We start from the raw sequence: 20064 nt of genomic DNA on the forward strand, positions 1-20064 counted from the left end.
GCGAGCCGCTTGAACCAGCACGGCTGGAAGCTGGAAATGAAAGACCTCTTCCAGCACCCGACGATCGAGGAGCTGACCCAATATGTGGAGCGTGCCGAAGGCAAACAGGCAGACCAAGGCCCTGTGGAAGGCGAAGTCACCCTGACGCCGATCCAGCGCTGGTTTTTTGAAAAGAACTTCACAAACAAACACCACTGGAACCAATCAGTGATGCTTCACGCCGCGAAGGGCTTTGACCCTGAACGAGTGGAAAAAACATTACAGGCGCTGATCGAACATCATGACGCACTTCGCATGGTATATCGTGAGGAAGACGGAGAGATCCTTCAAGCCTATAAACCGATCAGCGAAAGCGAGATCAGCTTCGAAATCATTGATGTGTGCGGGTCTGATGAAGACATGCTGAAAAGCCAGATCAAGATTCTCGCGAATAGGCTGCAAAGCAGTCTCGATCTGCAAAACGGACCGCTTCTCAAGGCGGAGCAATATCGTACGGAAGCTGGCGACCACTTGCTCATCGCTGTCCACCATCTCGTGGTCGACGGTGTATCATGGCGGATTTTGCTTGAAGACTTTGCTTCAGGCTATATGCAGGCTGAGAAAGAAGAGGACATTGTCTTCCCGCAAAAAACAAATTCCTTTAAGGATTGGGCGGATGAACTGGCGGCATTCAGCCAATCAGCTGAGCTTTTACAGCAGGCTGAATACTGGTCGAAAATGGACGCCGAACAGGTTTCTCCTGTGCCGAAGGATTATGAAACAGAGCAGCGGATCGTCAAGCATACATCATCTGTTCTTTGTGAATTAACAGAAGAAGACACCAAACATCTCTTAACAGATGTTCATCAGCCATATGGAACTGAAATCAACGATATTCTTCTTAGTGCGCTCGGTTTGACGATGAAGGAATGGACAAACGATGCCAAAATCGGTATTAACCTGGAGGGGCACGGACGGGAGGATGTGATCCCGAATGTGAACATTTCCAGAACAGTCGGATGGTTTACGGCGCAATATCCTGTCATGCTCGACATGTCTGAAAAAGATACATCAGCCATAATCAAATCAGTTAAAGAAAACCTGCGCCGCATTCCGAACAAAGGGGTTGGCTACGGCATTCTCCGTTATATCACAGAAACAGCGGAAACAAGTCGCTTCACGCCGGAGATCAGCTTTAACTACTTAGGCCAATTCGACAGTGAAGTAAAAACCGACTTCTTTGAGCCATCCGCTTTCGATATGGGACGCCAAGTAAGTGAGGAATCAGAAGCACTGTACGCTTTAAGCTTCAGCGGCATGATCAGAAACGGCCGGTTTGTGCTTTCCTGCTCTTACAATGAGAAAGAGTTTGAAAAAGCTACAGTCGAGCAACAAATGGAGCGCTTTAAAGAAAATCTCCTGATGCTGATCCGCCATTGCACGGAAAAAGAAGACAAGGAATTCACGCCGAGCGACTTCAGTGCGGAAGACCTTGGAATGGATGAGATGGGCGATATCTTTGACATGCTTGAGGAGAATTTAAAGTAAAACGCAAAGGAATTACAGAAGGCGGGAGCGGAACATATGAGTCAATTTAGCAAGGATCAGGTTCAAGATATGTATTACCTATCGCCGATGCAGGAAGGGATGCTGTTTCATACCATCCTGAATCCCGGCCAGAGCTTTTATCTTGAACAAATCACGATGAAAGTAAAAGGAAGCTTGAATATTAAATGCCTTGAAGAAAGCATGAATGTGATCATGGACCGGTACGATGTATTTCGTACCGTGTTCATTCATGAAAAAGTAAAAAGGCCTGTACAAGTCGTATTGAAAAAACGGCAGTTTCAAATAGAAGAAATCGACTTGACACATGTATCGGCCAGCGAGCAAACAGCCAAAATCAATGAATATAAAGAACAGGATAAGATCAAGGGCTTTGATTTGACGCGGGATATTCCCATGCGGGCAGCCATTTTCAAAAAAGCTGACGACAGCTTTGAATGGGTGTGGAGTTACCATCACATGATTTTAGACGGCTGGTGCTTTGGTATCGTCGTGCAGGATCTGTTTAAGGTATACAATGCTCTGCGCCAGCAAAAGCCGTACAGCCTGCCGCCTGCCAAGCCGTATAAAGATTACATCAAGTGGCTTGAAAAGCAGGATAAACAAGCATCGCTGTGTTATTGGCGAGAATACTTAGAAGGTTTTGAAGGACAGACGACATTTGCGGAGCAAAGAAAGAAACAAGAGGGCGAATACGAGCCAAAAGAGCTGCTCTTCTCACTGCCGGAAGCGGAAACAAAGGCCTTTGCCGAGCTTGCAAAATCGCAGCATACCACGTTGAGTACGGCACTGCAGGCAGTTTGGAGCGTATTGATCAGCCGCTATCAGCAGTCTGGAGATTTAACTTTCGGAACAGTCGTTTCCGGGCGTCCCGCGGAAATCAAAGGCGTTGAACAGATGGTCGGCCTGTTTATCAATGTCGTCCCGAGACGGGTGAAGCTGTCTGAAGATACGACATTTAATGGTTTGCTCAAGCAGTTGCAGGAGCAATCGCTTCAGTCTGAGCCGCATCAATATGTGCCGCTCTATGATATTCAGAGCCAGGCCGATCAGCCGAAGCTGATTGACCACGTTATTGTGTTTGAGAATTACCCGCTTCAGGATGCAAAAAATGAAGAAAACAATGAAAACGGCTTTGAGATGGAAGATGTTCATGTTTTTGAGAAGTCGAATTATGATCTCAATTTGATGGCTTCCCCTGGGGAAGAGATGCTGATTAAGCTTGCCTATAATGAAAATGTATTTGATGAGGCGTTTATCCTGCGCTTGAAATCTCAGCTGCTCACAGCGATTCAGCAGCTTATCGAGAAGCCGGACCAGCCTGTCAGCACGATCAATCTTGTTGATGAAAAGGAAAGAGAGTTGCTGCTTACCGGCTTAAACCCGCCGGCCCAAACTCATGAGGCAAAGCCTCTGACGGATTGGTTCAAGGAAGCGGTGAATGTTCACCCTGATGCGCCGGCGCTTACATATTCCGGCCAGACCCTTTCCTATCGCGAATTGGATGAGGAAGCGAACCGCCTTGCGCGCCGTTTGCAAAAACAAGGTGCGGGCAAAGGCTCCGTTGTCGCGCTGTACACGAAGCGCTCGCTTGAACTGGTGATCGGCCTTCTCGGCGTATTAAAAGCCGGAGCGGCTTATCTGCCGGTTGATCCGAAGCTGCCGGAGGACCGAATCTCGTATATGCTGACTGACAGCTCGGCAGCCTGTCTGCTGACACATCAGGAGATGAAAGAAAAAGCGGCTCAGCTTCCGTATACAGGAACAACACTTTTCATCGATGATCAAGCGCGGTTTGAGGAACAGGCAAGCGATCCTGCAACCGCAATTGATCCCAATGATCCGGCATATATTATGTATACGTCCGGCACAACCGGAAAGCCGAAGGGCAATATCACTACGCATGCCAATATTCAAGGACTGGTCAAGCATGTAGACTACATGGCGTTTTCTGAAAAAGACACGTTCTTATCCGTTTCAAATTATGCCTTTGATGCATTTACCTTTGACTTCTACGCTTCAATACTGAATGCGTCAAGGCTCATTATCGCAGATGAACATACACTGCTTGATACAGAACGCCTCACTAATCTGATTCAGCAAGAGAAGGTTAATGTCATGTTTGCGACAACTGCACTTTTTAATCTTCTCACCGATGCGGGAGAGGATTGGCTGAAGGGGCTTCGTTGCGTGTTATTCGGTGGTGAGCGCGCGTCTGTGCCGCACGTCAGAAAAGCACTGCGGATCATGGGACCGGGCAAGCTGATTAACTGCTATGGGCCGACTGAGGGAACGGTATTTGCGACAGCTCACGTCGTGCATGAACTGCCGGATTCCACCTCCTCATTGCCGATCGGAAAGCCGATCAGCAATGCCAATGTTTATATTCTCAACGAGCAAAATCAGCTCCAGCCGTTCGGAGCGGTCGGTGAACTGTGCATCAGCGGAATGGGTGTATCAAAAGGGTATATCAACCGTCCTGATCTGACGAAGCAAAAGTTTATCTCGAACCCGTTTAAGCCGGGAGAAACGCTTTACCGCACAGGAGACTTGGCACGCTGGCTGCCCGATGGAACGATTGAATACGCCGGCCGTATTGACGATCAGGTCAAAATACGCGGACACCGGATTGAACTTGAAGAAATTGAAAAGCAGCTGCAGGAATATCCAGGGGTGAAAGATGCGGTTGTTGTAGCAGATCGCCATGAGTCTGGCGATGCAGCAATCAATGCCTACCTCGTAAACCGGGCGCAGCTTTCAGCTGAGGACATAAAGGCGCATCTGAAAAAACAGCTGCCTGCATACATGGTCCCGCAGACGTTTACATTTTTGGACGAGCTTCCTTTAACGACAAATGGGAAAGTCAATAAACGTCTGCTGCCAAAGCCGGATCAAGATCAGCTGACGGAAGAATGGATTGGCCCGCGAGATGAGACAGAGGAAAAGATCGCACACATTTGGACTGAGGTTCTCGGCAGACAGCAGGTTGGCATTCATGACGATTTCTTTGCGCTCGGCGGGCACTCCTTAAAGGCGATGACCGTTGCTTCCCGTATTAAGAAAGAGCTCGGAATTGATCTTCCGGTAAAGGTTTTGTTTGAAGCGCCGACAATCGCCGGCATTTCAGCGTATTTGAACAACGGGGGCTCAGATGGATTGCAGGATGTCACGATCATGAATCCTTATCAGGAGCAGATCATTTTCGCATTCCCGCCGGTCTTGGGCTATGGTCTCATGTACCAAAACCTGGCCAGCCGTCTGCCTTCATATAAACTATGCGCCTTTGACTTCATTGAGGAGGAAAATCGCATTGACCGCTATGCAGATTTGATTCAGAAGCTTCAGCCGGAAGGGCCTTTGACGTTGTTCGGATATTCAGCGGGGTGCAGCCTGGCGTTTGAAGCTGCTAAAAGACTTGAAGAACAAGGGCGCGTTGTTCAGCGGATTATCATGGTGGATTCCTATAAAAAACAAGACGTCAGTGATCTGGATGGACGAACGGTTGAGAGTGATGTTGAAGCGTTGATGAATGTGAATCGGGACAATGAAGCACTCAATAGTGAAGCCGTCAAACAAGGCCTTAAACAAAAAACACAAGCTTTCTACTCATACTATGTCAATCTGATCAGCATAGGACAGGTAAAGGCTGATATTGATCTCCTGACTTCCGATGTTGATTTTGATATGCCGGAATGGCTTACAACGTGGGAAGAGGCTACAACAGGTGCTTACCGTGTGAAAAGAGGCTTTGGAACACACGCTGAAATGCTGCAGGGTGAAATTCTAGATAGGAATGCGGGGATTTTACACGAATTACTTAATACACAAACCGTAACGGTTTCTTAATTGAAGTGGTGAAAGGAGGAGACAGCCATGAGCCAACTCTTCAAATCATTTGATACATCGGAAAAAACACAGCTCATCTGTTTTCCATTTGCTGGCGGATACTCGGCGTCATTTCGCCCTCTCCATGCTTTTTTGCAGGGAGAGTGTGAGATGCTCGCTGCCGAGCCGCCGGGACATGGCACAAATCAACAAACATCAGCCGTTGAGAATCTAGAAGAGCTGACCGATTTGTACAAACAAGAATTGAACCTTCGTCCTGATCGGCCGTTTGTGCTGTTTGGACACAGTATGGGAGGGATGATCACCTTCAGATTGGCGCAAAAACTGGAGCGTGAAGGCATCTTTCCGCAGGCGGTGATCATTTCAGCCATACAGCCGCCGCATATTCAACGGAAGAAAGTGTCCCATCTGCCTGATGATCAATTTCTCGATCATCTTATCAAATTAGGCGGGATGCCCGCGGAGCTTGTAGAAAATAAGGAAGTCATGTCCTTTTTTCTGCCTTCCTTCAGATCGGATTATCGGGCTCTTGAGCAATTTGATCTTCACGATGCGGCCCCGATCCAATCGCCTGTTCATGTTTTTAACGGGCATAATGATGAAAAGTGCCTTCGGGATGCGGAAGGCTGGAAGAAGTGGGCGGAAGACATCGTTTTCCACGAATTTGACGGCGGGCACATGTTTCTGCTGTCACATACGGAAGAAGTGGCAGAGCGAATTTTTGCGATATTGAATCAGCATCCGAGCATTCAATCGTGATTAAAAGCGGACAGCTTAGGCTGTTCCGCTTTTTTGCATTGAATGTCAATTTTTACATGATATAATAGCCGCAATACTTAGACAAAGGCAGGTTGAAACATGTACGTGTCCCCTAAGGTGAAGTGGTTTGTATTGCTGTTTACGGTTGTTTTCGCCATCGGAATGAACTCATTCAGAAATTCCTTTCAATTTTTTATGCTGCCGATGGCGGATACCTTTCATGCCGACAGGTCGATGATCTCGGTTTCTGTCAGCATTTTTATGATCACAACAGGCATCGTTCAATTCTTCGTCGGGTTTTTTATCGACAGATTCAGTGTCAGAAAATTGATGGCGCTCGGAGCTGTTTGTATCAGTGTCAGCTTTTTGGTGCTTCCATATTCACCGAATGTCCATATGTTTTCCGCCATTTACGGAGTGCTCGGCGGAATCGGCTATTCGTGCGCCGTCGGCGTGACGACACAGTATTTCATCAGCCGCTGGTTCGACACACACAAAGGTTTGGCGCTCGCGATTTTAACCAATGCCAACTCTGCGGGTTTGCTGCTGCTCTCACCTATTTGGGCTGCGGCTCCGTACCATGCCGGCTGGCAAAACATCTATACAATATTGGGTATCGTCATGGCTGCTGTTCTGCTGCCGCTCCTGGCCTTTGGTATGAAGCACCCGCCACATACGCAAGCGCCATCAGTGAAAAAGTCATATGACTGGCGGGGGTTTTGGAATGTTATAAAGCAGTCCCGCCTCATTTATATCTTGTACTTCGGCGTGTTTACATGCGGATTTACGATGGGGATCATTGATGCTCATCTTGTACCAATGCTGAAGGACGGGCATGTCTCTCATGTCAGCGGAATAATGGCCGCGTTCGGGGCGTTTATTATCATTGGCGGATTATTGGCGGGCTGGCTGTCAGACCTCCTCGGCAGCAGAAGCATGATGCTGTCCATCTTATTTTTCCTTCGGCTGATCAGCCTGATTTTTCTGATCATTCCCATTCTTGGAATTCATCACAGCGAACTTTGGTACTTCGGTTTTATCCTGTTATTCGGGCTCAGTTATACAGGCGTCATTCCGTTGACTGCGGCGTGTATTTCTGAAAGCTATCAAACAGGATTGATCGGCTCGCTGTTAGGCATCAATTTCTTTATCCATCAGGTTGCCGGAGCTCTCAGCGTGTATGCGGGCGGTTTATTTTTTGACAGTACTCATGGTTATTTACTGATTGTTGCTGTGTGTATCGTGTTTGTGGGCGTAACGGCTGTAATAGAGCTTGTGCCGTTTTTCGATAAACAAAAGGCAAAAGAAACCCATCAATCAATATAAAAGGACCGGCACTGTCAATGCCGATCCTTTTTAAATTTGAGTTTTTTTGTTTCGGTATTTTTAAGGATAATCCCCTTGAATCTGTTCATCTCCTCTTCGGAGTGAAAAAAATGTTTTGGGATCGCAATATATTGGCTGCTGGATGTATTGATGCGGAAGATATTCTTATATTCGAAAACAGCTGTGATTTCATTCCAATTGAAAATGAGGTCATATTTTTTAGAACATATACGAATTCCTTCTTGATTCAGATTATATGTTCTTTTAGATTTAATCCGTTCGTTCTTCTTGTATGCTCTGGAAAACTTCACATATAGAAGAAGGAGGAGCAGCAGTGTAAACAGAACGGACATCACGATAATCAAAATACTGTTCATAAACAAGTTAAGCGCGTCACTGCCATAAACGATACGGGGCCATCCGTTAATGAAGTTAACTGCAGCAAATATGGCGCAAAACAACAGAAAGTAAAAGCATGACATTTTTCCGATTTGATAAAAAAAGATTTCTCTTACATCCTTAAAAGTGATTTCTCCTGAAAGATTGATACTTTCACTAGCATATTGAATCATACGGTAAACCTACACCTCTAACCATGTTTTTCCTTTCAGTCTAGCATAATTTCTCATTTTTTTGCAGGCATACCAGGGCGCTTTCTTTTTTTCTGCAGATTGGTATTGCTCCCCAGTACGCCAATAATAATACAAATGGCCCCAAAAAGATGATACCAGGCCAGGCTTTCGTTTAAAATCACGACTCCTGCAATCATTGTCACAATGGTAGATACATGATTAAAAGCACTCATTTTAAACGCCTCAATCCGTGACAGCGTATAGTTAGACAAGAATGAAGTGACGAGTGAAGACAGCACGCCCAAATACACAATGGCGAGAACGAAGCCGGGCTCCCGGAACGGCAGAAAATAAGTGCCGACTGTTCCCGCCGCTCCGTGACGCACAAGGGCAATGGCGTTGAAGACGACAAAGCCGATGGCAGACATGATGTAGGTAAGCTCGGTCAGCTTGAACCGCTGCGTCATTTTTCTGGCGGCGGTATTGTACATCGCTGAAGACAAGGCGGACAATAGAATCAGCAAAGACCCTTTTAAGCTGGCTGACTCCACGTCAACGCCTTTCATCACAAAAATAAACATGACGCCGGTAACGGATAAAACCGTGAACCCCTTTTGCGTCCACGTTGGGCGTTCCTTTAAAACATAAGCGGCAAACACCATCGTGAAAATCGGAATAGCTGCCTGAATAATTCCCGCTTCAGAGGAGGACGAGTACACAAGGCCGAATGCCTGAAAGCTGAAAAATAGCGCGGGATACAGCAGGGCGAGCGGCAAAATGGCAATGACGTCCTTTACGCGGATTGAAAGTTTTACCCAGCCGAATAAGATCGGTACAGTGGCCGCAGCAAACGCAATGGTGAACCGATGCGCCAAAATATCAAACGGCTCTGCTGTTTGCAGTGCGATTTTTACGAATAGAAAGGATAAACCGATAATGAACGAATATAAAATAGCCGCTATATAAGCGGGGGTTTGCTGATGTTTAACCATAATGGGAAGGGCTCCTTTACCTGAATTGCAGCGCCGGTCGCTCCCTTTATTGTATGGCCGCGGTCAGAACGGTACAATGAGAAAAACAATGAACTGTACCGGTACAAAACAGGGGGAGAAGGCATGGAGAAATATATGAGTCTAGTAACGAGGATAGAGGAGATGATGCAAAGCACCGCCTATCAAGAAGGAGACAGGCTTCCATCTATCCGTCAGCTGTCCGCCCGCTACCAAGTCAGCAAAAGCACAGTGATCCGCGCGCTGCAGGAGCTGGAAAAGCGCCACCTTATCTATTCTGTTCCGAAAAGCGGCTATTATATTGTGAAAAAGACAGGGAAATCAAAAAGCGGGCAGCCTGGCCCCATCGACTTTGCCACATCTGCGCCGGACCCAGATGTGTTTCCGTATCTTGATTTTCAGCACTGTATCAACAAAGCGATTGATACATACAAAAACGATTTGTTTATTTATGGGACGCCAAAGGGGCTTCCATCACTCATCCGTGTACTCCGAAAGCTCTTGGCCAATCAGCAGGTATTTGCGGATGAACGGCACATTTTCATTACTTCAGGTGTCCAGCAGGCGTTATCCTTGCTTTGTGCCATGCCGTTTCGAAATGGGAAAGAGAAGATCGCCATCGAACAGCCGGGCTACCATTTGATGGTAGAACAGCTTGAGACGCTTGGAATTCCCGCCATCGGTGTGAAACGAACGGAAGAGGGGCTCAATTTAACCGAGGTTGAGCGGCTTTTTCAAACAGAATCGATTAAATTTTTTTATACGATGCCCCGCTTCCATAACCCGCTTGGCTGCTCTTTGTCAGAGCGTGATAAACAGGAGCTTGTAAGACTGGCAGAAGCGTATGATGTCTATCTCGTTGAGGATGATTACCTTGGTGATCTGGAGGAAAATAAAAAGGCAGATCCGCTGCACGCATATGACCTGTCCTCACATGTCATCTATTTAAAAAGCTTCTCAAAAATGATGTTCCCCGGCCTTCGCGTGGGGGCTGCTGTTTTGCCCGAAGCACTGACTGATACGTTTCATGCGTACAAAAAGTTGAACGATATCGACTGTTCAATGATTTCTCAAGCGGCATTGGAGATTTATCTGAAAAGCGGTATGTATGGCAGGCATAAGGAGAAAATCAGAGATTCCTATAAGGAGCGATCACTGAGGCTTCATCAAGCCATTCAAACCCACAGGCAGCTGGGATGCGGACGCTTTACGTTTTCGGGCGGCCAGGCACCCTGTATGCATACCCACCTGGTGCTTCCTCGGGATCTGCCGGCCTCAAGGGTGATTTATAGACTGAAAAAACAAGGTGTTCACCTTGAGGCGATAGACCGTCATTATTTATCAGGTTATCAAAAAGAAAATCTATTAAAAATCAATATATCCAATGTGAAAACGGAAGATATTGATCGGGGTGTCAAGCTGCTGATGAGCCATTTATAAAAGCGCTTCATACGAGACCATTGTCATTTCTTCGGGGAAATCAGGGTGCGCGGCGCATACGGCCATTTTGTAGCCGGGGTCCGCCTCATACGTTTTGATGTAGCATGGTGTATGATTGTTCGGAAGCTCAATGGATGTTTGTCCGTTCTGATGCAAGCGCACTGAAAAGGAATCAAGCGGAAGCGATAGGCCTTTGCCTTCCTGTTTGATAAAGCTTTCTTTCATTGACCATAGATGATAAAAATAGTCTGTCTGCTCGTCTTTGTTTTTTGCTAAAAGGTCAGTGTACTCAGTTTTTGAAAAGAAGCGTTTGGCGATCTCAAGGCTGATTGGTTTCATTTTTTCAATATCAATGCCGATCGGCTGTGAATCAAACGCGCAAACGACCCAGCGGCCGGAGTGAGAAATGTTAAAATGGGCGTCGGGCAGATCAGGGATGCAGGGCTTCCCGTATTTCTGCGCGCTGAAGCGGATATCGGCTTTGTCCAGATGGAACTGCCTGCTGACGACTGAGCGAACGAGCACATCTCCAAGCAGGGTGCGGTGAGCATCTTCTTTATGATAAAATCTCCGGCATTTCTCCCGTTTTTCAGGCGATATGAAAGACATGAACCGTTCAGTCTCTTCCTGAGAAAGCGGGCGGTCCATATATATTCCGTAAATCTTCATTCTAGGTCCTCCGTCTGCAAAAGATTGTCAAAACCATCCTATCATACTTCGACTCATATAGAGACGCAAATAAAAAACAAAGCCGTTTCGGCTTTGTTTTAGTGTAGAGGAGGAGATGCTTTTACAGCGGCTCTCCGTCTTGACATCGTATAATTCAGCAGCTGGATTGACTGCGGCAATGAAAAACGCAGAATGAGTCCGGTGAGGATGGCGGTCAAAATAGTACCTAAACCGATCGGACCGCCCATGCCCCATGCTGCCAATAGAATTGTGATTTCCATACCGTTTCGAACCCATTGAATATTCCAGCCGGTTTTTTCTGTAATCAGCATCATGAGTGAATCACGCGGACCCGCACCAAGGCCAGCTGATACATAAACACCGACGCCATAGCCGATCAGCACCACACCGAGAGAAAAGATGATGACGGAGCCTGTGTAGGTGGAGGGGGCAGGCAGAAGAAAATTGAAAAAGTCTATAAAAACACCAATGAGCACCATGTTCAGGATTGCCCCGATTTTTGGCCAAGCCTTTGTAAACAATGCTGTGAATCCGACAATAAGCGCCCCGATAATGATGGACCACTGGCCGATGGTAAGCCCGAAGTGCTGAAACAGGCTGTAATGAAAGGCATCCCACGGACTAATGCCGAGTGCTTTTCCTTTTATCGTGAGGGATACACCAAAAGCCAAAATGATCAAACCGGTAAAATAAAATGTCCAGCGCAGAACAAGTTCTTGCTTCACGTGAGGTCCCTTCTTTCGTAAAAATCAGTCGAGTGTCATTGTAGCACATCTGACAAAAGGGCGGAATAGGCAGAAGGGGCTCAACAAAAAACAGGGCCGCCGAAGACGCCCTGTTTAGGCTTACATATTTATTGCTTTTTCTGCTGTTTGAAATGAGTCTGACTTGTTATTATATGATTCTCCATTTCATAAACCAGCAAAAAGGAAACTGAGCAAAGCTGTGCTGATAATAAGTTTTTTCATTACAGCGCCTCCGTAACTTTTCGTATTTGAGTTTGGACATTTATAGCCCTCTTTACAAAAGCCCGCAAATTTAGAAGAAACCCAAAACGGGAGTCGTTTTGGGTTTCTTTAAGGTTTTACAGCGGATTCAAAATCCGATTCAAGAACCGCTGCGTCCGTTCTTCTTTTGGTGAGGAGAAAATTTGCTCCGGCGGTCCTTGTTCCACGATTATGCCGCCGTCAATGAAGACAACTTCATCCGCCACATCTTGGGCGAATTTGATTTCGTGGGTTACGACGACCATGGTCCAGCCTTCGTTGGCTAAATCCTTGATCACTTTCAGCACCTCTCCGACAAGCTCGGGATCAAGCGCTGAGGTCGGTTCGTCAAACAGCATAAGCCCAGGCTGAATCGCCAGTGCGCGGGCAATGCCGACGCGCTGCTGCTGTCCGCCGGAAAGCTGGAATGGATATAGATCCATTTTGTCCTTTAATCCGACTTTTTCAAGAAGCTGAATCGCTTCTTTTCTGACTTCCTCTTTGTTCCGTTTTTGCACCTGAACAGGGCCCTCCATCACGTTTTCAAGAGCCGTGCGGTGAGGGAACAGATGATACGCTTGAAACACCATTCCGGACTTCCGGCGAAGCTTTAGAATATCCGCCTGTTTCACCTTTTTGGAGAAATCGATGGAGAAATCATCAAACGCGAGCTCCCCTCGATTCGGTATCTCCAGCGCGTTCAAGCATCGGAGCAGCGTCGTTTTCCCTGAACCTGAAGGCCCAAGTATAGCGATGACTTTCCCTTTTTCAATCTTCATATCTATCTTTTTTAAAATTTCATTTTCACCGAATGATTTGTTTAATCCTTTGACGGTAAGCATACTCGGAACCTCCTTATTTGGCCACGTAGCGGTCAAGACGCCGTTCGATGACATGCTGGACGAGTGAAAGCAGGAAGCAGATCATCCAATAAATAAAGGCTGCTTCAATATAGATCACTAAAATTTGATCAAGATTCAGCGCGCCGATTTCCTGAGCTTTTCTGAACAGCTCAGCGACCAAAATCTGAGACGCGAGAGATGTATCTTTGATCAGGCTGATAAAGGTATTAGATAATGGCGGGATCGACACACGAAAAGCCTGCGGCAAAATGACGCGGAACAGCGTTTTCTGATGTGTCATGCCGATTGTGTAGCCGGCTTCCCATTGCCCTTTTGGCACAGATAAAATAGATGCTCGGATGATTTCTGATGCATAGGCGCCGACATTTAATGAAAAGGCGATCACGGCGCTTGGAAATGGATCTAATGTGATGTTAAAGGCCGGAAACAGATAGAAAATGATGAACAATTGAACGAGAAGAGGAGTGCCGCGTATTGCGGATACGTATACGCTGAACACCCATCTCAAAGGTCTCACTTTCGACATTCTGGCAAGCGCCGTAATCAGCGCTAGGATCATTCCAAATATAAAGGAAAGAATCGTAAGGGGAATCGTATAGTAGATTCCCCCTGAAAGTATCGGCCAAAATGACTGCTGCACCAGATCCCACGGGATCGCCGTGCCAAGCGTCAATGCCGGCAGATTATTTAGAAACATCTTCGCCGAACCATTTTTTAGAAATGTTAGAAAGAGTCCCGTCCTCTTTCATCTCTTTTAATGCTTTGTTGACGTGATCAACAACCTCGCCGCTTCCTTTGCGGAATGTGAAATACGTTGATTGCGGATCGCCTGTTTCAAACGCGATTTTCACGTTTTTATTGCCTGATGTTTTTAAGTAGTTCAACACGGCAAGCTTATCGTTGTATGTCATATCGACACGGCCTTGCTGGATCAATTGAAGAGCCTGCGCCATGCCTTCAACGCCTTCTACTTTCGCATCGGCATTTTTAGCTAATTTGTTGTAGTTGCTTGTCAGTGATTGAGCTGATGTTTTTCCTTTTACATCTGCTTCAGACTTAATATCGTTGTTGTCTGTTTTCGTCACGACAACAGCTCTTGATGTTGTGTATTTATCTGAGAAATCGTATTTGTCTTCACGGTCTGTTTTTCCGACTTGGTTGGCAATGACGTCAAACCGTTTAGAATTCAAGCCGGCAAACATGCTGTCCCATTGTGTTTCTTTAAAATCGGCTTTCAGTCCAAGTCGTTTTGCGACCTCTGTGATGACTTCCACATCATAGCCAGTCAGCTTGTCAGTGTCCTTGTCGTGGTAAGTGAACGGTTCATATGTCCCTTCCGTACCGACTGTCAGCACACCTTTTTTCTTAATTGAAGCCCAAAGATCGCCGTTTTTGGCGCTGTCTTTTGACTGATTGTCATTTCCTGCTCCGCAAGCTGCAAGAGCTGCGATGCTTACGACCATGAATAAAGCCAATAATGCTTTTTTCATCTTATTCCCCACTTTTCTGGTTGATTTTATTGAAATAAAAAATTAGCTTACAAATCTAAAGGATAACTTTTTTTTAGTATGAGTCAAGTATTTGGTTTTCATAAGGCGAAATCTTTTAAAATAAATCCAAAAATTGCTGTGCAGGTTTTGGTAGATAACTGTCCGTTCTCCACATGACAGCCGGCTTCATAATGAAGGGATTGTTTTCAATATGAACGGTGTGTACGTGGTTTCTCATATGAACGGGAATCATCGTGACGGGCAGAATGGACGCGCCAAATCCGGATGAGACAAGGCTGAGCAAAGTAGCGGAATCATGGCATTCGCAAACAATGCGCGGCTCAAGATGTAAACAGTGAAATTCATTCATAACCTGATTATAGACGCCTTTTCCGTTGACAGGCCGCAGCAGAATCAGCGGAAAGGAAGGGATGTCCTCCATTTTGATGGTGTCCCCGCACGGATATCCGGCTTCTTTTGAGAGCACGAGCACACATGGAATTTCATCAAGCTGTTTAAATTGGACCATGTCGCTTTTGATCAGCGTCGTCGTAACCGCCGCATCGATTTGCCGGCTTTCCAGCAGCTCTAACAATGTCGCAGGCTCATTCTCCCAAATGTTAAAGGTGAGGTGCGGATATCTCTCTTTAATCTGTGTGACTTTTTCAAGCATCAGAGCGGCGCAATAAATCGTTGAACCTACGGCCAACGTGCCAGCTACCTCCTCCTTCAGCTCTTGTACCTCAATGACGGCATCCTCAAACCTATGTAAAATCTCTTTGGCTCTTTTCAGAAAAACAGTTCCTTCATATGTAAGGGTCATTTGTTTTTTCTTATTCCGGTCAAACAAAATGATGCCCAGCTCGTCCTCCAGCTGTTTCAGCTGCCTGCTTAAAGGTGGCTGCGCCATATGGAGCTTTTTAGCGGCGGATGTAATTTTCTGTTCCTGAGCAATGGTAATGAAATATCGTAGCTGGCGAATGTCCAAAAGAAAGCGCCTCCTCATTATACCTTTTAGGTATGAAATATAGATATAACAGATATTTTTCATATGGATATATCAGGAGTATGATGGAAACGAAAGCAGAATTCAAGCGCAAAGGAGGGGACAAAGTGAAACTCGTTGTCGGAATGACAGGAGCAACAGGGGCCATTTTCGGGGTCAGGCTGCTGGAATGGCTAAAGGCCGCTGAAATTGAAACCCATCTTGTTGTGTCTCCTTGGGCGAACGTCACGATCAAACACGAAACAGGCTATACCTTACAAGAAGTAGAACAACTGGCAGCATACACTTACTCGCATAAGGATCAGGCGGCAGCTATTTCAAGCGGGTCGTTTGATACCGATGGAATGATTGTGGCGCCGTGCAGCATGAAATCTCTTGCCAGTATCCGAACTGGAATGGCAGATAATCTTTTGACACGTGCGGCGGATGTCATGCTCAAAGAGAGAAAAAAACTCGTCCTCTTAACGCGAGAGACGCCTTTAAACCAGATTCATCTCGAAAACATGTTAGCGCTTACGAAAATGGGCGCGATCATTCTTCCTCCGATGCCGGCCTTTTATAATCAGCCGAGCAGCTTAGAGGAAATGGTCGATCATATCGTATTCAGAACGTTGGACCAATTCGGCATTCGCCTTCCTGAAGCGAAACGCTGGAATGGAATTGAAAAACAAAAAGGAGGAGCTTGATCATGGCTTATCAAGATTTCAGAGAATTTCTCGCTGCCCTTGAAAAAGAAGGACAGCTGCTGGCAGTGAATGAAGAGGTAAAGCCGGAACCGGATTTAGGAGCCGCAGCGCGCGCAGCCAGCAATCTTGGCGATAAAAGCCCCGCGCTCTTATTTAACAACATTTACGGCTATCACAACGCGCAAATTGCGATGAATGTGATCGGCTCTTGGCCGAATCATGCAATGATGCTCGGCATGCCGAAAGACACCCCGGTGAAGGAACAGTTTTTTGAATTCGCGAAGCGTTATGATGAGTTTCCAATGCCGGTCAAACGGGAGGAAACAGCACCGTTTCATGAAAATGAAATAACAGAAGATATCAATTTGTTCGATATATTGCCTCTTTTCAGAATTAACCAAGGAGACGGCGGTTACTATTTAGATAAAGCGTGTGTCATTTCGCGTGATCTTGAGGACCCCGACAACTTCGGCAAACAAAATGTCGGCATTTACAGAATGCAGGTCAAAGGAAAAGACCGTCTCGGCATTCAGCCTGTGCCGCAGCACGATATCGCGATCCATCTGCGCCAAGCCGAAGAACGCGGCATTAATCTTCCGGTCACCATTGCGCTCGGCTGTGAACCGGTCATTACAACAGCGGCATCAACTCCGCTTCTTTATGATCAATCAGAATACGAAATGGCAGGCGCGATTCAAGGCGAGCCATATCGCATTGTGAAATCAAAGCTGTCTGATCTTGATGCTCCGTGGGGCGCTGAAGTTGTGCTTGAAGGTGAAATCATTTCCGGAGAGCGCGAATATGAAGGCCCGTTCGGTGAATTTACAGGCCATTATTCCGGCGGACGCAGCATGCCAATTATCAAGATTAAACGTGTGTATCATAGAAACAATCCGATTTTTGAACATTTATACTTAGGAATGCCTTGGACAGAATGTGATTATATGATCGGCATTAATACGTGTGTGCCGCTTTATCAACAGTTGAAGGAAGCGTATCCGAATGAAATTGTCGCAGTGAACGCCATGTACACGCACGGATTAATCGCGATTGTTTCCACAAAAACACGCTATGGCGGATTTGCGAAAGCAGTTGGCATGCGTGCGCTTACAACACCGCATGGACTCGGCTACTGCAAAATGGTCATTGTCGTTGACGAGGATGTCGATCCATTCAACCTGCCACAAGTCATGTGGGCGCTTTCGAGCAAAATGCATCCGAAACACGATGCGGTCATCATTCCCGACTTATCGGTTCTGCCGCTTGATCCGGGATCTAACCCATCAGGCATCACTCATAAAATGATTCTTGACGCCACTACGCCAGTTGCGCCGGAAACGAGAGGGCATTATTCACAGCCGCTTGATTCTCCATTAACAACGAAAGAATGGGAACAAAAACTAATGGACTTAATGAATAAATAAGGAAAGGATGATTGACATGCATACATGTCCTCGCTGTGATTCAAAAAAGGGAGAAGTCATGAGCAAATCGCCTGTAGAAGGCGCATGGGAAGTTTATCAGTGCCAAACATGCTTTTTCACATGGAGATCCTGTGAACCAGAAAGCATTACAAATCCTGAGAAATACAATCCGGCGTTTAAAATTGATCCGCAGGAAACGAAAACAGCGATTGAAGTTCCGGCTGTGCCGGAACGAAAGGTTTGACCAGCGTGAATGATATATCAGACCATCTCTTTGAGCTGCTTGACGGGGATCGCCTGAATGAGAAACAGCATGAAGCTTTCGTTCTGCAAACGGTATCGGAGGACGGCTGGCCGCATGCCGCGATGATCAGTGTGGGAGAAATAATTGCTTTGAGCCGCACGGATATCCGAATCGCCCTATGGAAAAACACAACGACTGCTGCCAACATCCTTCGCACAGGAAAAGCGCAGTTTACGGCATGGTGGAAGGGGGCGGCTCATTATGTAAAGCTGCAATGTAAACTCTTGCCAACTTTGAAAAATGCCGAATATGAAAGAGATCGTTTTGCCTGCCGCATCGTTTCAGTGAAGGAGGACGTTGCGAAATACGCTGATTTGAATTCCGGTGTCCATATCCAGCTTCACAGCCCTGAAGAGGTGCTGAATAGATGGGAAAAGACGCTGGAAGAATTGAAGCGATAAAAATGAAAGCCTGACGCCATGCGTCAGGCTTTCAGAAATGGGACACGTCTTCAACAATTCGCTTTGAATGCTAATCTAACCTATTTTATGGATTCGCGCCAAAGCGAGGAGCACTTGTCAAAAGCAGCCATCAGTCAATGCTGGAAGAAGCGCAGGCCTTTGATCAAATGGCGGACAAATAAGAAACAGCCCGCAGATCCACATCTGCGGGCTGTTTTCTTTTATAAGATCCCTTTCATCGCGCGTTTGATAATCGGCGTGAGAAGAAGGAGAATGACGCCAAGTACGATTGAAATCATACCGATGGTGCCGAAGTAGGTTGTTTCAGGAATTTTATCAAACAATCCGGCTACTTGGGCATTGATCGCTTGAGCTGCTGCGTTAGTCAGAAACCACATACTCATTGTCTGTGCAGAGAATGCAGCTGGCGCCAGTTTCGTTGTTACAGATAAACCGACTGGAGACAGGCACAGCTCTCCCAGTACGACAAGCAGGAAGCTGAGAACGAGCCAAAGCGGGCTTACGAGTGTTTCTTTTCCTTGCATTGCGGGGAATACCATAATGATAAATGATAAGCCTGCTAGAATAATACCGATTGAAAATTTAACTGGTGTGGACGGCTGACGTTTGCCAAGCTTCATCCATAGCCATGCGAAAACTGGCGCGAAAATGACAACAAACAATGGGTTTAACGATTGGAACCAAGATGATTGAAGTTCAAATCCGCCTAATGAAAGCCTAGTGCGTTCATCAGCGTATACTGCAAGAATGGTTGCTCCCTGTTCCTGGATAGCCCAGAACATGACAGCAGCGATAAACAAAGGAATGTAAGCGGCAAGACGAGATTTTTCTGTTTTGTCCGCTTTTTTGCTTGTAAACATGATGATGAAATAAACAATCGGAATCAAAATACCGAGAATACTTACAAGATTAATGAAACGATTGATCGTCAGCGTGCCTGTTTGGACAGAGATCATGACTGCAACCGCCACAATAATTACACCGATTCCAGTCCCAATCGCTGATTTTTTTGACAGCGGGTTTGGCACATTTGTCCCTGCAAGACCGAGGTGTTTCTTTCTTGTCAGAGCAAATACGATAAGTCCGAGAAGCATTCCGACCGCGGCAGTTCCGAAGCCGAGATGATAGTTGTACTTCTGTCCGAGTGTTCCGACAATTAACGGCGCGAGTAATCCGCCGAGGTTAATCCCCATATAGAAAATGCTAAAACCTGAGTCGCGGCGTGCATCTTCTTTTGTGTAAAGATCCCCAACTACGCTTGATACGTTTGGTTTTAATAAACCTGTACCGATAATGATAAGCGCCATGCTGATATAAAATGCTGTCGCGCTGCCCGGATAGGCGAGTGCAATGTGGCCGAACATAATGAGTATGCCGCCGTAAAAAACGGTGTTTGCAGTTCCGAATACCCGGTCAGCAAGCCATCCGCCAATAATAGAGGACATGTATACGAGAGAGCCGTAAATCGACATGATGGCGACCGCTGTGCCTTTGTCAAAGCCGAGTCCTCCGTTTACCGTTTCTGTATACAAATAGAAAAGTAAGATTGCTCTCATTCCATAGTAAGAGAAACGCTCCCAAAATTCGGTGAAAAATAGCGTAAATAGTCCTCGCGGGTGACCAAAGAACCCTTTTTGCGGGACGCTTTTAATGATACTTTCGTTATCAATCGAAGCCATGTCAGCCAAACCCTTT

General features: G+C 46.3%; 18 protein-coding genes. 9 read left to right on the forward strand and 9 right to left on the reverse strand.

The genetic code is table 11. The annotated features are described in order from the left end of the window. The 4 genes from BTW01_RS16055 to BTW01_RS16070 form a co-directional block, all read left to right on the forward strand. Positions 1-1527 (forward strand): condensation domain-containing protein (locus tag BTW01_RS16055; protein WP_238391432.1); only part of this gene is annotated, 1527 nt, incomplete at its 5' end. Between the two features lie 36 nt (positions 1528-1563). Next, entirely contained in the window at positions 1564-5391 is a 3828-nt protein-coding gene (srfAC, locus tag BTW01_RS16060) for a surfactin non-ribosomal peptide synthetase SrfAC (RefSeq protein ID WP_162103997.1), read from the forward strand. A 27-nt stretch (positions 5392-5418) separates the two neighbouring features. After that, positions 5419-6150, forward strand: a complete 732-nt coding sequence (gene srfAD, locus BTW01_RS16065; protein ID WP_162103998.1) for a surfactin biosynthesis thioesterase SrfAD — start codon at positions 5419-5421, stop codon at positions 6148-6150. Between the two features lie 99 nt (positions 6151-6249). Beyond that, positions 6250-7476 carry an MFS transporter gene (locus tag BTW01_RS16070; RefSeq protein ID WP_162103999.1) on the forward strand — a complete coding sequence of 409 codons (1227 nt, stop codon included), beginning with the start codon at positions 6250-6252 and terminating at the stop codon, positions 7474-7476. 14 nt (positions 7477-7490) lie between these two features. Here the strand turns inward: BTW01_RS16070 and BTW01_RS16075 are convergent, their stop codons facing one another. Together BTW01_RS16075 and BTW01_RS16080 are read right to left on the reverse strand one after the other, a co-directional pair. Next, positions 7491-8048 carry a YcxB family protein gene (locus BTW01_RS16075; protein ID WP_162104000.1) on the reverse strand — a complete coding sequence of 186 codons (558 nt, stop codon included), beginning with the start codon at positions 8046-8048 and terminating at the stop codon, positions 7491-7493. A 53-nt stretch (positions 8049-8101) separates the two neighbouring features. Then, entirely contained in the window at positions 8102-9040 is a 939-nt protein-coding gene (locus tag BTW01_RS16080) for a DMT family transporter (protein WP_162104001.1), read from the reverse strand. Between the two features lie 123 nt (positions 9041-9163). Between BTW01_RS16080 and BTW01_RS16085 the strand changes: the two genes are divergently transcribed. After that, entirely contained in the window at positions 9164-10498 is a 1335-nt protein-coding gene (locus BTW01_RS16085; RefSeq protein WP_162104002.1) for a PLP-dependent aminotransferase family protein, read from the forward strand. On the opposite strand, the gene BTW01_RS16090 is transcribed toward BTW01_RS16085, so the two are convergent. The 6 genes from BTW01_RS16090 to bsdA all read right to left on the reverse strand — a co-directional run bounded on the left by BTW01_RS16090 (position 10493) and on the right by bsdA (position 15515). Next, positions 10493-11167, reverse strand: coding sequence for a 4'-phosphopantetheinyl transferase family protein (locus BTW01_RS16090; RefSeq protein WP_162104003.1), 675 nt, complete (start codon positions 11165-11167; stop codon positions 10493-10495). The genes BTW01_RS16085 and BTW01_RS16090 overlap by 6 nt on opposite strands. A gap of 98 nt (positions 11168-11265) precedes the next feature. Next, positions 11266-11913, reverse strand: a complete 648-nt coding sequence (locus tag BTW01_RS16095; RefSeq protein ID WP_162104004.1) for a YczE/YyaS/YitT family protein — start codon at positions 11911-11913, stop codon at positions 11266-11268. Between the two features lie 359 nt (positions 11914-12272). Continuing rightward, positions 12273-13016 (reverse strand): cystine ABC transporter ATP-binding protein TcyC, encoded by a 744-nt coding sequence (gene tcyC / locus BTW01_RS16100; RefSeq protein WP_162104005.1) that lies wholly within the window; start codon positions 13014-13016, stop codon positions 12273-12275. 13 nt (positions 13017-13029) lie between these two features. Then, positions 13030-13734 carry a cystine ABC transporter permease TcyB gene (tcyB, locus tag BTW01_RS16105; RefSeq protein WP_162104006.1) on the reverse strand — a complete coding sequence of 235 codons (705 nt, stop codon included), beginning with the start codon at positions 13732-13734 and terminating at the stop codon, positions 13030-13032. After that, entirely contained in the window at positions 13721-14527 is an 807-nt protein-coding gene (gene tcyA, locus BTW01_RS16110; protein WP_162104007.1) for a cystine ABC transporter substrate-binding lipoprotein TcyA, read from the reverse strand. The genes tcyB and tcyA overlap by 14 nt, the downstream gene beginning before the upstream one ends. Positions 14528-14642: 115 nt before the next feature. Next, positions 14643-15515 carry a transcriptional regulator BsdA gene (bsdA, locus tag BTW01_RS16115; protein ID WP_162104008.1) on the reverse strand — a complete coding sequence of 291 codons (873 nt, stop codon included), beginning with the start codon at positions 15513-15515 and terminating at the stop codon, positions 14643-14645. 83 nt (positions 15516-15598) lie between these two features. Here bsdA and BTW01_RS16120 point away from each other — a divergent pair, with 83 nt between their 5' ends. The 4 genes from BTW01_RS16120 to BTW01_RS16135 are packed head-to-tail and all read left to right on the forward strand — an operon-like array spanning position 15599 to position 18348. Then, positions 15599-16219, forward strand: coding sequence for a non-oxidative hydroxyarylic acid decarboxylases subunit B (locus BTW01_RS16120; RefSeq protein WP_162104167.1), 621 nt, complete (start codon positions 15599-15601; stop codon positions 16217-16219). Between the two features lie 2 nt (positions 16220-16221). Further along, positions 16222-17643 carry a phenolic acid decarboxylase BsdC gene (gene bsdC, locus BTW01_RS16125; protein WP_162104009.1) on the forward strand — a complete coding sequence of 474 codons (1422 nt, stop codon included), beginning with the start codon at positions 16222-16224 and terminating at the stop codon, positions 17641-17643. A gap of 16 nt (positions 17644-17659) precedes the next feature. Next, entirely contained in the window at positions 17660-17887 is a 228-nt protein-coding gene (gene bsdD, locus BTW01_RS16130; RefSeq protein WP_162104010.1) for a phenolic acid decarboxylase subunit BsdD, read from the forward strand. Then, on the forward strand, positions 17884-18348 hold the full coding sequence (locus BTW01_RS16135; RefSeq protein WP_162104011.1) for a pyridoxamine 5'-phosphate oxidase family protein: 465 nt from the start codon (positions 17884-17886) through the stop codon (positions 18346-18348). Before bsdD ends, BTW01_RS16135 begins: the two co-directional genes overlap by 4 nt. Positions 18349-18569: 221 nt before the next feature. Here BTW01_RS16135 and BTW01_RS16140 read toward each other — a convergent pair whose 3' ends face one another. Continuing rightward, a complete protein-coding gene (locus BTW01_RS16140; RefSeq protein WP_162104012.1) occupies positions 18570-20048 on the reverse strand; it encodes a peptide MFS transporter in 1479 nt (492 codons plus the stop codon). Positions 20049-20064 lie beyond the last annotated feature (16 nt).

The sequence above is a fragment of the Bacillus sp. SKDU12 genome (assembly GCF_010093085.1).
GTDB lineage: Bacteria > Bacillota > Bacilli > Bacillales > Bacillaceae > Bacillus > Bacillus mexicanus.